Raw genomic sequence first — 16,503 nt, 5'->3', positions numbered from 1 at the left:
ATTTGGCTCAATTAGGGGCGCTTTGCATTTCAAATCTTTGTGCAACAAAGCCTGTTGAAAGCAAAAATGATAATTTTACTGGAAGTGCATATGGAGATCGTCTTCATGGTCTAAGTGGCAATGACTACTTATATGGAGGTAAAGGTGGTGATTATATTGATGGTGGGGAAGATAATGATTATCTATATGGTGGTCAGGGCAGTGATACTTTAATTGGCGGTGAAGGGCAAGATAAACTTTATGGAGGGAGCGGTTCAGATACTCTCTATGGTGGAAATGATGATGATCACCTTTATGCAGGAGATGTGGAAAATGATCTAGCTGATGCTGGAACAACAAATCGCCTATATGGTGAAAAAGGCAATGATCTTTTATATGGTGGAGCTGGTCAGGATTATCTTTATGGAGGTGAAGATAATGATTTCCTGCATGGTGGAAATGGAAATGACCGTTTAGCAGGTGGTGACGGTAATGATACGCTCGATGGTGGGGATGGAAATGATATCTTAATTGCTGGAAATAGTGGTGATCGGTATAACAAAGAATTAGATATGTACTTTTTAGGCACTAAAAGTGATTTTGAGCAATTTTCTCAGTTTGACACAAGTAGAAATACATTAATCGGTGGGGAGGGGAATGACGTAATTTATGGCAGCTATGGTAATGATCGAATTTATACAGGAAAAAGAGTTTTCTCTCTAGATGTGAATGACTACATTAATGTTGAATTAAGTGATAACGGAAGTATAAACACCGCATATGGATATGCTGGAAAAGACACCATGTTTGGTGCGGCAGGTCAGGATATTCTATATGGGGGGGATGGAGACGATCATTTGTATGGTGGAAACCATAATGATGTACTACTTGGTAATGCAGACAATGACTATCTCTATGGTGGAGATGGAAATGACTACCTTAATGGTGGTCTAGATAATGATGAACTCTATGGTGGAAATGGCAATGATATTATTGTTGGAGGTCAAGGGCAGTTAAAAGCAGATGGTGGTGGTGGTAACGATATTATTTATGCTGATAAAAATAATACTAACTCATTACCAGATGAACTTAATGGTGCAAGTGGTAATGATATTATCTATGCTGGTGCAGAATCGGCTAAAATAAAAGGTGGAGAGGGGAATGACCTTATTTATGGTGGGAAAAGTGCTGATATTATTCAGGGTGGCGCTGGTGTAAATATTTTGGAGGGGGAAAGTGGTTTAGATATATATAAATTTTATTTTTCACCTGGTTCTGGAAGTGAAACAAGTCTTATTATAGATGGTTTGGGTGAAATATTAATAAACTCACAACAACTCGTTGCTGGTGAATATGATTATGAGATTAAGGCATGGCGAAGTCAGGACGGTCAATATATTATAAGAAAACTGGGTGAAGAGGATGATAAGAAAATAATAAGCATTCACAAGGATGGTGATGAGAAAAATACAATTTATGTAGATGGTTGGAAAAATAATGGAGATATGGGGTTGAGTTTTAGTAATATCCTAACTAGCCCTGATCCATCCTTAGAAAATTTACCAATGCTAACAGGTGGGAATAATATTGCCTATAACCAAAATAAGGTTAATGGTGGAGCGGGTAATGATTATATCAGTGGAAGTACCACATATGAAGCCGACATACTCTTGGGGGGAGCTGGTAAGGACTATATTACTGGTGGTGATGGAGATGACTTTATTGATGGAGGGGATGATGCCGATATTATTATGGGAGGAGCAGGAAAAGATATTATTTACGGAGGGCAGGGAAATGATTTAATCCTCAGTGCAGGAAATGGGGCAATTCGTGCAAGTGTCTTTGCCGGTCAATATAACTTAGATGCTGAGTATATTTTGCAGTCTGTCAATAGAGAGTGGCAACTTGACTTTAACTATGTGCCAATCTATAGCGAAGAATCAAAATCATATGTTTATTACTATGGTACATCGTTATTTCCACATATCAATCTGTCGGCAACGGTTAATAATAAACAGATTGAATTAGGGACTGTTTTAGCTTTATTGCCAGAAAAAGATGAGGGTGGTCAATTAGGAGCGGATATTGTCTATGGCGGATCGGGGCAGGATTTTATCTTTGGTTCAGGCAGTGTTGATCAGCTTTATGGTGGAACAGAGAGTGATTATCTCCTAGGTATGGGGGGAAGCGATTATCTGTTTGGTGGTGCAGGTGTTGATTATTTGTATGGTGGGGCTGGTCGGGACTACCTCTATGGTGGAGCCGATAATGATACCATGATGGGTGGGTATGAGTCAGATGTCATCTATGGTGGAGATGGAGAAGATAACATCATTGGTGATCTACCAAATCTAAGTGGAACCAATGCACCTCCAGAATCGACTGATTCATCTCGATATGGTGATGACCTGATTTATGGTGGAAAAGGTGGGGATACAATTCGGGGCAATGGTGGAAATGACATAATTTATGGTGGGGATGATGGAGACTTTACTTATGGTGGCGATGGAGATGATATTCTCTTTGGTGACCAAGGAAAAGACCACTTAGATGGTGGGATGGGAGATGATATTCTCTTTGGTGGAACTGAGGATGATAAACTCTACGGTAAAGAGAATAATGATATTCTATTTGGTGGCAGTGGAGTAGATCATTTATATGGTGGTGATGGAGATGATATCCTGTATGGCGATACAGGGGATGATTTCCTTTATGGAGGTCGTGGTTCAGATGTATATATTTTTTCAATTGGCGATGGAAAAGACACCATTGTAGAAGAGGTCTCAGATTTAGCTGCACTCAATTATCAAAATTTTATTTATTTTACATTTGATCCAAGCCAAACTCGTAGTGTTATTCGTGATGGTTTTAACTTGGTGATCAAATATGGCATAGATGATCAAGTAACGGTCAGAGATTATTATAAAGTTAGAAATACCAGTAAAAATACTTATCTAGAAAATCAGGAACTATTTGAACAGATTGAAATCTCGCAAGTGCGTTTTGAAGATGGAACAGTTTGGGATACTGATCAAATCATGCAAATGGCCCCCCCTCCAGAAGACAATGAGTTACCACCTGAACCTTTGGAAAACGTGGCTTATTTTGTAGATGCGCTTGTAACCAGAGATTATATTGCCGCACAAGGAAAGGAAATTCTCACATTTTCTTTTCCTGTAAATAGCGCTTCAGGTAGCCAACCTTTTTATACCCAGCAAATGCAAGCCATAGAAAGTGCGCTTAATAAATTCTCTCAAATATTAAATATTACATTTATTCGATCAGAAACAGGTATAGCTGATCTTAAATTCTATTTAGATGATTTAACTGAAGCTGATGCGGGTGCTGCGGCAGGATATGCCAGTGCATATAATGGGAAAATCCATTTAAACTCGGCTTACTTTGACACTGCAAACTCATTCGATGAGGGACAAGATGGTTTTGAAGTCTTACTGCATGAAATTGGTCATGCTTTGGGGCTGAAACATCCTTTTGAAGCACCCGTATTACCAGAACTGGAGAACACCCAAAACAATACGATTATGTCGTATAGCTCTAATGGTGTAAATGATACAGAATTAAAAATATATGATATAGCAGCATTACACTATTTGTATGGGGTCAATAAAAATATACGTGCAGAAAATAATAGCTATACCTTTCTTGATAAGTATATTTGGGATGGTAATGGTATTGATACCTTTGATGCTTCACAACAGGTCGAAAATATTTACCTAGATCTGAATGCGGGTGGCTGGAGTTATGTTGGTCAAAAGAACCAAAGTATTTTGGCGGAGGGACAAAGCTTTATTGGATATGGTACAACCATAGAGAATGCAATAGGTGGGACAGGTGATGATACACTGGTTTCAAATGAAAAAAATAATATATTACAAGGTGGTTTAGGACGGGATATTTATATCTTTAATGAAAAATTTGGACAAGATGAAATTATAGAGATCAATACAGAGAATACAATAAAGTTTAACTTTAGCCTAGATGAAAGCTATTTATTTTATAGAGAAGGTGGGATTTATTATAAGGAAAATATAATTAAGATTGATATAGATAAGTTTTCATTTTTTGAAATTAATAATAAAAACTATAGTTTGGAAGAGTTTAAAAATAAATTATTAAGTTCAGATGTTAGTTATATTGGAACAAATGATGATGATATTATTGAAATGAATCTTGGGAATAACAGGATTTATGGAGAGGGAGGTAATGATAAAATTTATGGGGGAGTTGGTGATGATAGGCTCTATGGTGGTACTGGTCATGATGAGCTTTATGGTGGTGCTGACCATGATTTATTAGATGGAGGTGCAGGGGATGATATTTTGGATGGTGGAAATGGAGAAAATATCTTTGTTTTTGGGTTGAATTATGGTCATGATCTTGTTAGGTACTCCAGTGAGAAAAATAAGGTACAGTTTATAAATTTGAATCCAGAGGATATTAGTGTTTATAGGCAGGATAATGACTTGCTGATAAAAATTAAGAGTAATAATGATAGCTTAATACTGGAACGCTATTTTAGTGATATTAATACAGTTATAAGGAAAGACTATCTTGAGTTTCAGAGTGGTGTAATCTGGGACAAGGAAGATATTAAGCAACAGCTACTTAAGCCGACCGCAGATGATGATGTAATTGTTGGATTTTATGGTGAAGAACATACACTTTATGGGTTGGCTGGAAATGACTATATAATTGGTCATAATCAGAATGATCATTTATATGGTGGAGATGGTGATGATATTCTAGAGGGCGGTGATGGGAATGATTATCTAGACGGAGGTTCTGACAATGATCATCTCTATGGTGGAGTTGGCAAGGATATTTTAATTGGGGGTGGGGGAGATGATACTCTATATGGTGGTGGTGGAAGTGATATTTACATTTTCGATTCAGGTTTTGGGCAGGATAGGATTATTGATGCTAAAGTGAGTGAGGAAACAAGCCAGGTTGTTTTTAATCAAATAGATATAGAAGATATTCAATTTGTAAGGGATAAAAATGAAGCCAAAAACTTACTGATAAAAGTAAAAAATACTACAGATATTTTAACTATTGAGTCATTCTTCTCTGCTGACCTCTATTCATATATCAATACATCTAATTCTATTGATTTATTTAATGTTGCTAAAAACAACTTATTATTAAACTTTAATGATATTGTTAATATTGTTAAAAATGGAACTGTGCAAAGTGATGTTATTTATATCAAGGGGGAGAATAATTATATTATAGATACACTTGCAGGAAATGACTATGTTAATGCAATTGATGGTCAATATGAGATTTATGCTGGCGATGGTGATGATGAAATTGAAGTCAAAAATACCTCAAACTCTCGTCTCTATGGTGGTGAGGGTAATGATTCCCTTAGTGTAGGAGGATATTATACAGAAATCTATGGTGGTATTGGTGATGATTATTTAAGGGTACTTGAAGGTGATCATCATATGCTTTATGGTGGTTTAGGTTATGATAACTATAGTATTGCTGATGGTTCCAGAAATACCTTAATCGTTGATGAGGATTATCAAGGTCGGATTAGCCTATCGATGATTCCATTTTATTCGGTAAGGGCAGGTGATCATATTAGTGATTTTGTATATCCACTTAATGGCAGTTTTCAGTATACAATCAATAATATTCAATATTATAACTTTACTAAAGATACTAGTAGAAATTTCACGATAGAATATGATGCATTGTTGGGTGATCTTAGGTTTGTTCTGGATCAGGACTCATCAAGTTATAGTAATATATATGGTGAGGCACGAACTAAATATAGTTCGGGTGATGTTTTATTTTATTTTAAAGATATTTATAACTATCAAGATTTTGAGAATATTAAGAAATTAGACGTGTCTATTAATAATGGTCAAAATCTTAAGGTAAATTATAGTGGTGGTAGTGGTTACCAGTTTCTAAGTACGACATTGTCCATGGCAGATATTTTTGATCAGGGAGTGGTTAAGTCAGTCTATGGCGCTGGAAATGACATTATTTATGGTGTAACCGCACATCATTTTGATGGAGACCATATTTATGCGGGGGCTGGTGATGACCATATCTATACTGGTTCTGGGGCAAGTCGTGTGTATGGTGAAGAAGGAAATGACTATATTGTAGCCAATGATATTTCCGCGATAGATGAGGTGTATGGTGGTATCGGCAATGATATTATTTATAACTATGACCCCAATGATCAAAACTTAATAATGAATTCTTCTAATTATCCCCAAGATAATATTTATGGGGGAGACGGTGATGATACGGTCTATATCAAATATCAATCTGCCAATACCTATGGTGGAATGGGCAATGATATTATTATTGCCCATGATATGGATGTTCATATGTATGGTGGAGAAGGGACTGATACATATATTGGTGGGTTAGGTAATGATCATTATTATTATAATATTGGAGATGGCTTTGATACTATCAATCAGACGGGCGGTGGTCATGACATTATCCATTTATCTGGTATAGTGCTGGACGATGTTGAGTTTGTTCGGAATAATAATGATCTTTTTTTGATATTCAACAATAATTCTGAGACTGGAATTCTAATCAAAGATTATTATCTTGGTGGAGAGCAAAGCATAGCTGGTATAGAGTTTGAAGGTAGTAATAATCTATTTAGTAATTTGGATATCGCAAATATTATCAGACTACGATCGTATAATGGTTTATACGATCATCTTATTGATGGTACACCTTCATCAGAAACATTGTATGGAACAGAACAGAACGATTTAATTGAAGGGTTAGAGGGTAACGACACCATTTGGGCGCAGACAGGAAATGACCGCGTTGAAGGCGGTGGGGGTAATGACTATCTGGACGGTGGAGCAGGTGATGACCATATTTATGGTGGTTCAGGGAATGATACATTGATCGGTGGTGCAGGTAATGATTATCTGGATGGTGGTGTAGGTGATGATAAGTATTTTTACTACTTAGCTGATGGAGTAGATACCATTGATCAGACAGGTGGGGGAAATGATGTTCTTTGGCTAATGGACAAGGGTATTACTGAAGATCGAATTATATTCACAAAAGAAAATAACGATCTGATAGTCACCATTGATAACAACTCAAATCAGTCAATTCGAGTTAAGGACCATTTTCTGGGGGGGGAGAAAGCAATTAGCAGTGTGCAGCCGAATGGTGGCTATACTATTACAGCGGCTCAGATTGCAGTTAAGGTCAATGCTTCCTCTGGTGGTTCATCTGATCCAGCTGGTGACACCATTTATCTATATAGCTCTGGTGCTATGACTATTACGGAGCAATCAGGTAATGATAAAGTTATCTTTAAAAATGGCATCACATTTAGTCAAGTTGGAAACTATCTGACGAAATTAGGTGATGACCTGATCTTAAAAGTAAACGGTAGCAATACAAATACGGTCACTATCAAAAATTTCTTTAAGGCTGGTCAATATTTGGTAGAAATCTTGCAGTTTGAAACAGGTGGACAACTGACGGCTGAACAAATCTTTGGTGCATTTGGACTCACAATTCCATCAGGAGAAACATCAACACCAGCAAATCCTGTGGGAGATACAACTTATAACTATAGCTCTGGCGAATTGACTATTACCGAACAGTCGGGCAATGATAAAATCATCTTTAAAAATGGCATCAATTTTAGCCAGGTGGGTAACTATCTGACCAAATCAGGTGATGACCTCATTCTCAAAGTGAATGGTAGCAACACCAATAAAGTCACAGTGAAAAACTTCTTTCTGGCAGGAAATTATCTGGTTGAGAATTTTGAATTTGAGACAGGGGGTAATTTAACAGCAGAGCAAGTTTTTGGGGCGTTTGGTTTAAGCTTGCCATCGACAGGCGGAGGTAATCAAGGCTCCAGTGATGTGGCCGGTGATACAGTCTATAACTACACCACAGGTGCTTTAACCATTACTGAACATTCAGGCATTGATAAGGTCATTTTTAAAAATGGTATTACCTTTAATCAGGTAGGAAGTTATTTGACTAAATCAGGTGACGACCTGATTCTGAAAGTGAATGGTAGCAATACCAATAAAGTTACGGTCAAGAATTTCTTTCTGGCAGGTCAATATCTGGTCGAAATATTCCAGTTTGAGACAGGTGGGAAAATTACTGCTGAACAGATTTTTGGGGCGTTTGGAATCACCATGCCACAACAAAGTGCGTTGAAAAATACACTACCTGAAAATACGGATTTTGATGAATTTAACACCACTTATAATTATAGTTCTGGTGTCATGGTTATTGATGAAAAGCTGGGTACAGATCAGGTCGTGTTTGGTAATGAAATTACTTTTAATCAGGTGGGTAACTATTTAACAAAATCGGGTGATGATCTAATCCTTAAGGTGGATGGCAGTGATAGTAATAAGGTTACAGTGAAAGACTTCTTCCTTGGGGGGGCGCATGAGGTTGAATCTTTCAATTTCGAAACAGGTGGCAGTATTTCTTCGCACCAGATTTATCAGGTGTTTGATGTGAACCGTCATCCTGTCAATGCAGAAGATGAAGTTACTAGTATTTTAGTTGGTGATTTAGGGGATGATATATTGAGTAGTGATGCGGCAGTGAGTGAATTATTTGTCTTAAATGAAGGCAATGATATTTTGCAACTGTTGTTAAATACTTCTGGTGAAACAGCTATGGATTATTTAAGTGATTTTAATGTGGCAGAAGATCAGATTGATTTGTCTCAAATATTAGATAGTCAAGCAACTAAGACCAATCTTTCTGACTATATCGAGATTATTTATGATGCTAGTGCAAAAACTAATACATTGAGTGCCCGTAATCAGCCAGCTGAAATTTCGAAAGATCTTCTAATATTTACTAACCAAGCTGATTCATTGTCGATAGCAGATTTAACGCTGAATCAGGCAATTATTTATTAATATTTAAACAGTTGTAGGGTGGGCTAGCTGCCCTACAACTATTGGTTTTTATAATAATTATGAACTCAATTTAAAGAAAGGAATTCATCTACACTATTTTTTCAAAGTAAATTTTTTATATCTACCATTAATTTACCTTGGGGAACATCAGCCTACCCAAAGCAACTATGCCTCATTCTACAATAATGAATTAATTTTATGAAAAGGTATCATCCTGCAGGAATTAAGTAGATCGACCCAACAGATTGATACACATAAAGGCGAAGGGGGTATCAAAAAGCGTAAGCTCATGTATATCAGAACAGAGATATGGCAATGCTAACTTTAAAATAGGATTGATAAGAGCCTAATATGGATGAGACAAGATCAGAGCCCAATTAGGATACCCCCGACTTACCCAATACTCAGGCTAGTCTGAAAGGCAAAGGGTCAAAATTGGGTAAATTTAAGTTGTATAAAAATAAAATTTAAATAAAACAGTATGTTGTTGATCTAGTTCAACTGACGCCATCTCCACCAACTATTTAAATTTATATGTCAGCATATAAAATGGAAAGCCCTAACGGCAATAGTTAGGGCTTTTTTATACCTATACATAACTTTATAATATGCCTAAGTATAGTGTTGATTTCTGTGTACGCTCCTTGTATTAATTGCCCCTAAAATTTTTTGTAGGGCTATTCAGCGCAACAGATACTATTATCTAAGAGTAAGATAAAAATCTGGCTTCATATAACTTAAGCCAAAACCATTTACTTGGTGTTATTTAATGAATTCCTTTGTTTACCTATCTAAGAGTTAATAGTCATACAAATATCATAATGCTTTTTCACAAAGCTTTTAATAAGCTCTTTCTTTTCGGCTTTGCTTTTACCCATTTTCTCCTGGTAAGCCATTGTTAACAATGAGTTATAATAGCGGTAATTTTGTGCAGAAAGTCGCCCCATTCCATATACAATGTCTAGATTTTCCCGACTTTCCTTCAATGTTTTACCTGTAGTCCGCCATCCCATAACTTCTCCAGCCACGTTTGCATGTTCTAAACATGCTTGATTAGCTGCCTGAACCGTTGTCACTGCAAAGTAAAACAGGACAGATAATAAAATTTTAATTAAATTCATACGTTGTACTATTTTCTAGCCGCTTCGCACATCATTAAGTTCAATTGACCAAATGTTTTGGCACGTTCTTCCTTAATCTTTTCCGTTTCACCTACTGAACTTTCCCAAGCGAACTCCAACATCTGATTAACATATTCATGTTCAAGTTGGCTTAGTTTACCATTAGCATATCCTTGATCATTAGCCGTTTTATATGCTGCCTTAGAATTCTTATTCTCTTGACGTAATTGCATTATTGATTTAGCTAAACTTGCCACTTCATTACAATCTTCTGCAAGTTTATCAGCTCCTTCAATTGGGAATGGAGTTGGGTTTCCGGTTGGCATCTGTACTTCTGCATCAGCCGTAGTTTTTTCTGGTGTAATTGTTTTGCTACAACCGGCCAAAACAAGAATTAATCCAATTGTTAATAATTTTTTCATATTTCCCCATTCTCTAATATTTAAAATGCCACACCTTAACTGAGTGATTTAAAATTGTCTAGAGATTTTTTTATAAATTAAAAAATATCTTATTTTGTTTGAAAATATAAATTTTTTGATTAATTATTGTGTTTGTGATACAATTTGAAAAAACTCAATAAAAATGGGTTTGAAATTTTTTTAAATTAAAATATCATTATTTATAATGGTTAGCTGGAAATTTTTTTAGCTTCTGGAGTGTGGGTCCTCAGCGATCTTATAATCTAATCTGTTATAAAATAAAGGTAATCACATAGCTACTGCATCAATAAATGGTAGTAAAAAAACATTCAAAGAATTATAAGTAATAAAATGAAAATAATACAGTGACATGAAAAACTAAATACTACTTTTCCCTCGTGATTGAAATTACTTTTGAACCGCTTCAAGAATTATTAATAACTATAAAGTGAAAGCTTACAAAGAATTTGAAATCTAAAGATTCTATTCTGATAGAGGTGATAAAGGCATGGTTTTTAAATGCTGGTCATATTGTATATTAAATATGGTTGATTTTTAAAGGCTAAAATTATGTGGGATTTTCTTCTTATAGTTTATAGACTCATAGGTGGTTATATTGTTAAAAAAACTATTGAAATAAAAACGTCATGATTTGAACTTTTTAAATTAGCTAGTTTTAGGAAATATCCAGTAAAGGGCTTTGCAGAAATTATATATTTGATTGAGCTGAGAACTTATTAGAGCTGAGTTTCAATATAAAGTGAAGGGGAATATGTTATTCCCCATCCTCACCCGTAACATAAACAGGCGACATCTGTCTGGCATCAAGAGGCTGCTTGCAGCAATCACAGGTTAGACTTGGACTGGTCAGTTGCCCACAGCTTTTATGCAGATAGCGCAACTCAGGAAATTGCTTATTTTCATTCTGCCAGATATTGCCCCATGTACTCATAGTGACAATAATCGGGTACAGCGCTAAGCCTTTTTCAGTCAGCTTATATTCATAGCGCTTTGGAGCTTCATGATAGAGCACCTTTTCAAAAATCTTGTGCTCTACCAAACGGTTAATACGCTCGGTCAGCAAATGACGGGTGATGCCCAACTGTTTTTGAAAATCATCAAAACGACGCGTTTTCATAAAGGCATTACGAATAATCAGCAGGGTCCAACGGTCACCAAAAATTGATAAAGTCCGTGCAATTGGACAATTCATTTCACCGAGTTCATGCCATTTCATCGCAATACCATCTATATGTCTTTACAGGAAGCAGGCTGTCATTTTAGGACAACTTGAACGATTAAGATATCCGCTTTATTGACAACTTATCATAGCAGCTATATTTTCCAATTAAGTTCTTTTTTAGAACTTAATATTCTGAGATCTATTCTTGAGGTGAGTTATGTCTGCGTCAGCGTTAAAAGAAAAATCAAAGCAAAAGATACCTGCATCATTTCCAGTCCGCCGTATGGATTATGAATTTCAGGATATGCCTAAATACTGGTTTAATAATGAGCCAAGTTTTACCCATTATTTCACAGGTCTTTCCACCCTATTTCCAGAAGGAGAGTCTTACTTTGTGCGTTCAGTCAGGGCTTTACGTGATCAAGTCAAAAGTAACCCGCAACTGGATCGTGATATTGGCGCATTTATTGGTCAGGAAGCGATGCATTCCAAAGAACATCATGCCTTTCATGTCAGCGCACAACAATATGGCCTAGATCCTGAATCACTGGAAAAAGTGACAGGTATCATCCTCAAAGCGATTGAACGAACTTTCCCGAAAAAGTGGAATCTCTTGGTGACGGTTGGCTTGGAACATTACACCGCCGTGCTGGTGGTGGAGATGATGAAAAACGTCAATGAATTAATGACTGATACCACCATTCGCAATTTATGGCTGTGGCACAGTGTGGAAGAAACCGAACACAAAGCGGTTGCCTATGATATGTATGAATATCTCTATGGCAAAGGTTTGGATGCCTATATCCCACGCGTCGCAATTTTTAGTTTGAGTTTGGTCCTCATTACAACCTTTTCGAATGTTTACCAAGTGGTGTTGATGTCCAGAGATAAGCAATTACTCAATCTGAAATCGTGGGCTAAATTTGCAGGCTTTACCGTGCAGGCCTATCGCAAACTGGTGCCACAATTTTTCTCTTATTATCGTCGTGACTTCCATCCCAATGATACCGATGAGTCAGATATTGTGGCAAAAACCAAAATCAAAATTGGTTTATCGCCAGAACAATCGACTTTTATTCATTAATCGGCGCGAAAAAAATCACCCGGGCTTACACATCACCAAAGGGATAAATATCTGTAAGATAAGTTGAGCTGGCTTTGCGTTGCTGGCTTATCATCCAGATCAATTCAATAAAAGATGGAAATATAACAATGAGTACAGTGGTCTTACATCAATGGGAAATTTCACCGTTCTGCAAGAAAGTTGCGCGGATGCTGCAGTTTAAAGGCATTACATTTGAAACCGTGAATTATAACGGCGTATTGGGGGCTAAAGTCCCAGGACTCAGTAAAGTCGGCAAAGTTCCTGTGCTGGATATCAACGGACAACGTATTCAGGACAGTACTAAAATTGCTCGTTATCTAGATGATACTTATCCAGAGTTGCTCCGTTTATATCCTACGGATCCGCTGCAAAAAGCCTATGTGGAATTGTGGGAAGACTGGTCGGACGAATTGTTATATTTCTATGAGGTGTATTTCCGTGTTAGTGATGCCGATGCCTTGAATCATGCGGTCGCGATTAGTGCGGAAGGTCGTCCCAAGCATGAGATTGTATTAATGAAACCTTTGCTTAAAGCCGCGCTGAATCTGCAAGTGAAGATGCAAGGCACAGGACGAATGGCGAAGGCGGATATCGAGGCAGAATTTACTCGGCATTTAGAGCGCATTGAGTTGGTATTGGGCCAAACGGGCTGGCTCGTCGGTGAGAGCAAAACCATTGCCGATATTGCAGTAGGTTCACAACTGTTAGAGGTAGTACGTACCAATAAAATCTGGGGACCTAAAATTAACAGTTATCCGCATATTCAGCATTGGATACAGCAATTATGAATCGGTCGAATCAAGATATAGTGCAGCCGACAGCGATTGTTGCGGTGGTTGGCGTGGGTGCCGAGCAAGGGATTGGTGCAGCTGTCTGTCGCCGTTTTGCTCAGGAACAATTCAAAGTTTATGTGGTGGGACGAAGCTTAAATAAGGTTGAAAAGGTGGCAGCGGCAATTCATCGTCAAGGTGGGCAGGCGGTGGCTTATGCGCTGGATGCTGAAAACGAGCAGCAGCTGCAGACCTTATTTGATCATTTAAACGATCAGCCAGAAGCATTGGCCGCGGTGATTCATAATGTGGGTGGTAATATTCCTTCGATCTTTTTACAGAGTAGCCTGAAGTTTTTTAGCCAAATGTGGCGTTCCACCTTTTTATCTGCGGTGTTGGTGGCGCAGCGTAGTTTGGCCATCTTTCAAAAGCAGCAGCAGGGCACCTTGATTTTTACGGGTGCCAGTGCCTCATTGCGGGGGAAACCGTTTTTTGCAGCATTTACCATGGGCAAGTCTGCGCTGAGAAGCTATGCCTTGAATTTGGCTGAACTCTATCGCCCGCAAAATATCCATGTGGCGCATGTGGTCGTGGATGGCATGGTCGATGGTGATCGTGTCAATAAAGCCTTATGGGGCTTGGGACGGCTGGTGCGGTTAACTCGTGGTACGGGTGGTTTAAATATTGAGGCAATTGCTGAAAATTACTGGATGCTCTATCAGCAAAATGTTGATTTATGGACGCATGAACTGGATTTACGTCCTTATCAGGAGAAATTCTAAGATGAGTAAGTTGCTGCCACACTGGTTGAAAGCCCAACAAAAAATGCAGGGCTGTGCGGTGATCGTGGGCAATGATGTGCAGGCGTTAAGCCCGCTTTTTAGCCCTGAGATACCTGTTTATCAACTTCAGCATGATGTGACCCAAACACAGCCACAGCTTGAGGTTCAAGCACAGAAGTGGATTCGTGTACGACTGAATTTACTGGATGCGAGTGCGCTAAAAAAATGCATGCAACAGATTCAAACAACAGGGCATTTTGTCGATTTATGTATTTTCCAACCTGACTTTGTGCTGCCTGAAAATAGCCATGCATTGTCCGCTGCACAGCTTGAGTCCTATTGGCAAAACACGGGCTTAACCGCGGTGAGTATTGCCCAAGCTGTGATTCGACAGATGCTGCCTAAACAGCAAGGGACTTTGATTTTTTTAGGGCAACAGCAGCCTGTTCAATCTGAGCGGGATTTATTTAGTCAAAGCCTATCTGCCAGTATTCGAGCCTTGGCTCAATCCTTGGCGCGAGAGTTTCAGCCGAAGGGAATTCACGTGGTCTATTGTGCGCTGTCACATTGGCAAAGTACCAACCATGCGTTGATGCAATCGCTACAACAGACCTGTTGGCATCTGTATCAACAACCCAAATCGACATGGAGTCAGGAGTTACGCTTAGGATTATAAAATCATGCGCATTCAATCTTGGGGCTGAAATGCAGTATAGAGCAGGCTGATGATGTTTGAAATTTCAGTTTCATTGATGGCGGCATAGCCAAAACGGATATGAAAATGCTGATTTGATGCTTTGCCTTCAGCCGCAAAATGCGCTTCAGCATCAATATGCAACTGATTCAGAAGCTCATTATATTCAGCGCGATAGGGAAATTTGAATTTGACCCATAGCGCCATGCCTCCCTGAGGAGGGCTAATGTCTACTTGATCTTTAAATACCGCTTGGAAGCGATTCACCGCAAAATCACGCCGTAGTTGATAAATTTTGCGCATCTTGCGGATATGACGCTTAATTTCACCTTGTTGCATCAGTTCTGCCATCGCCAATTCAGTGATGATATTGCCTTGTTTATCAATCAACAGAATCTCCTGATTCATGGCTTGGATGATGTCTCGATTGGCGACCACATAGCCAATCCTTAAACTCGGCGCAAACACTTTGGACAGTGAACCAATATGAATGACTTTTTCTGCATGCGGCAAACTGATCAGCGGTGGAATCGGACGGCTGTCATAATGAAACTCGTGATCGTAGTCATCTTCAATAATATAAAAATCAAAGCTTTTGGAGAGTTCCAATAATTTTAAGCGCCGATCCATCGCCATGGTCACGGTGGTTGGATATTGATGATGAGGGGTGGTATAGATTGCAGCCACATCATATTTTTTTAGTAGTTCTTCAAGATGCGCAATATCAAGACCATGTTGATCCAGCCCAACTCGAACGATGTGATAATGATACGATAAAAAAGTTTCAATCGCAGGTGGATAAGACCATTGCTCGACCACAATCACCTTGCGTTGAGCAGATTGCCCAGCCAGAACACGAGCCGCTAAAAAAATCCCCATTTGGCTGCCGCGAACCACACCAATATTGTCGATGCTGGTTTTAATAAAGCGTTCCATCGACAGCATTTGCAGCAATGCCTGACGTAACTCAATACTGCCTTGTGGGTCGCCATAGCCCATGATTTGAGAACGGGTCACTTGAATCAAGGCATGCCGATAGGCACGGGAAAATAATTCATAAGGAATCAGACGCGTATCTGGAATGCCATCATTTTTGATTGGTATTGGGCTTGCTGTACTCGGTGGCGGATTAAGTTCTAGCGCAGCATTGCTCTTTTTATGTTTTAACTCAGGCAAATTCTCTGCCACAAAGGTGCCTTGTCTTGGTTTTGAGATCAGCCAACCTTGTGCTTCTAAATCTTCATAAACCGACTGTACGGTTTTACGATTAATCTTTAATTCATCCGCAAGCGAGCGGGAGCCAGACAGACGTGAACCTGAGCTGAGCCGTCCAGACAGAATCTCTTCAATAATCTGATTGGCCAACTTGAGAAAGATGGTTTTTTCTTCTCGCTCTTCAAGATGAAGACGAATCTTCCATGGCTGCTGCATGCTGATCTGGACCATATAAGTTTTATAAACTGGATATTTTAACTCACCCACTGACTTCGTATTCTGCATCTGTCCCATCCACAAATCAA

At 38.4% G+C, this 16,503-nt stretch carries 9 protein-coding genes; 5 read left to right on the top strand and 4 right to left on the bottom strand.

Features of this window, described 5'->3' with window-relative positions:
* The first annotated feature begins 2 nt into the window (after positions 1-2).
* Positions 3-8,906, top strand: a complete 8,904-nt coding sequence (locus F907_RS19405) for a calcium-binding protein (RefSeq protein ID WP_016652823.1) — start codon at positions 3-5, stop codon at positions 8,904-8,906.
* Positions 8,907-9,697: 791 nt separating this feature from the next.
* Here F907_RS19405 and F907_RS04925 read toward each other — a convergent pair.
* The 3 genes from F907_RS04925 to F907_RS04935 all read right to left on the bottom strand — a co-directional run bounded on the left by F907_RS04925 (position 9,698) and on the right by F907_RS04935 (position 11,686).
* Positions 9,698-10,027 (bottom strand): hypothetical protein, encoded by a 330-nt coding sequence (locus F907_RS04925; protein WP_016652822.1) that lies wholly within the window; start codon positions 10,025-10,027, stop codon positions 9,698-9,700.
* A gap of 8 nt (positions 10,028-10,035) precedes the next feature.
* Positions 10,036-10,449: a hypothetical protein gene (locus tag F907_RS04930; RefSeq protein ID WP_016652821.1), complete on the bottom strand. Its 414-nt coding sequence runs from the start codon at positions 10,447-10,449 to the stop codon at positions 10,036-10,038.
* A gap of 775 nt (positions 10,450-11,224) precedes the next feature.
* Positions 11,225-11,686 (bottom strand): winged helix-turn-helix transcriptional regulator, encoded by a 462-nt coding sequence (locus F907_RS04935; protein ID WP_016652820.1) that lies wholly within the window; start codon positions 11,684-11,686, stop codon positions 11,225-11,227.
* Between the two features lie 163 nt (positions 11,687-11,849).
* On the opposite strand from F907_RS04935, the gene F907_RS04940 reads away from it, so the two are divergent.
* The 4 genes from F907_RS04940 (at position 11,850) to F907_RS04955 (ending at position 14,965) form a co-directional block, all read left to right on the top strand.
* A complete protein-coding gene (locus F907_RS04940; RefSeq protein ID WP_016652819.1) occupies positions 11,850-12,716 on the top strand; it encodes a metal-dependent hydrolase in 867 nt (288 codons plus the stop codon).
* Positions 12,717-12,844: 128 nt separating this feature from the next.
* The gene (locus tag F907_RS04945) at positions 12,845-13,525 is read left to right on the top strand and encodes a glutathione S-transferase family protein (RefSeq protein ID WP_016652818.1); all 681 of its coding nucleotides are present in this window, start codon (positions 12,845-12,847) and stop codon (positions 13,523-13,525) included.
* Positions 13,522-14,289: an SDR family NAD(P)-dependent oxidoreductase gene (locus F907_RS04950; protein ID WP_016652817.1), complete on the top strand. Its 768-nt coding sequence runs from the start codon at positions 13,522-13,524 to the stop codon at positions 14,287-14,289. The genes F907_RS04945 and F907_RS04950 overlap by 4 nt, the downstream gene beginning before the upstream one ends.
* Before the next feature lies 1 nt (position 14,290).
* The gene (locus tag F907_RS04955; protein ID WP_016652816.1) at positions 14,291-14,965 is read left to right on the top strand and encodes a Rossmann-fold NAD(P)-binding domain-containing protein; all 675 of its coding nucleotides are present in this window, start codon (positions 14,291-14,293) and stop codon (positions 14,963-14,965) included.
* A 12-nt stretch (positions 14,966-14,977) separates the two neighbouring features.
* Here the strand turns inward: F907_RS04955 and pdxR are convergent, their stop codons facing one another.
* A complete protein-coding gene (pdxR, locus tag F907_RS04960; RefSeq protein WP_016652815.1) occupies positions 14,978-16,483 on the bottom strand; it encodes a MocR-like pyridoxine biosynthesis transcription factor PdxR in 1,506 nt (501 codons plus the stop codon).
* Positions 16,484-16,503: the final 20 nt, after the last annotated feature.

Source organism: Acinetobacter colistiniresistens (assembly GCF_000413935.1).
GTDB lineage: Bacteria > Pseudomonadota > Gammaproteobacteria > Pseudomonadales > Moraxellaceae > Acinetobacter > Acinetobacter colistiniresistens.
This window is presented reverse-complemented; position numbering and strand designations above follow the sequence as displayed.

Excerpts from the sequence above, each read along its gene's own strand:
- F907_RS04925 (WP_016652822.1), bottom strand. The coding sequence starts at position 10,027 with ATGAATTTAATTAAAATTTTATTATCTGTCCTGTTTTACTTTGCAGTG.
- F907_RS04930 (WP_016652821.1), bottom strand. The coding sequence starts at position 10,449 with ATGAAAAAATTATTAACAATTGGATTAATTCTTGTTTTGGCCGGTTGT.
- F907_RS04935 (WP_016652820.1), bottom strand. The coding sequence starts at position 11,686 with ATGAAATGGCATGAACTCGGTGAAATGAATTGTCCAATTGCACGGACT.
- F907_RS04940 (WP_016652819.1), top strand. The coding sequence starts at position 11,850 with ATGTCTGCGTCAGCGTTAAAAGAAAAATCAAAGCAAAAGATACCTGCA.
- F907_RS04945 (WP_016652818.1), top strand. The coding sequence starts at position 12,845 with ATGAGTACAGTGGTCTTACATCAATGGGAAATTTCACCGTTCTGCAAG.
- F907_RS04950 (WP_016652817.1), top strand. The coding sequence starts at position 13,522 with ATGAATCGGTCGAATCAAGATATAGTGCAGCCGACAGCGATTGTTGCG.
- F907_RS04955 (WP_016652816.1), top strand. The coding sequence starts at position 14,291 with ATGAGTAAGTTGCTGCCACACTGGTTGAAAGCCCAACAAAAAATGCAG.
- pdxR (WP_016652815.1), bottom strand. The coding sequence starts at position 16,483 with ATGCAGAATACGAAGTCAGTGGGTGAGTTAAAATATCCAGTTTATAAA.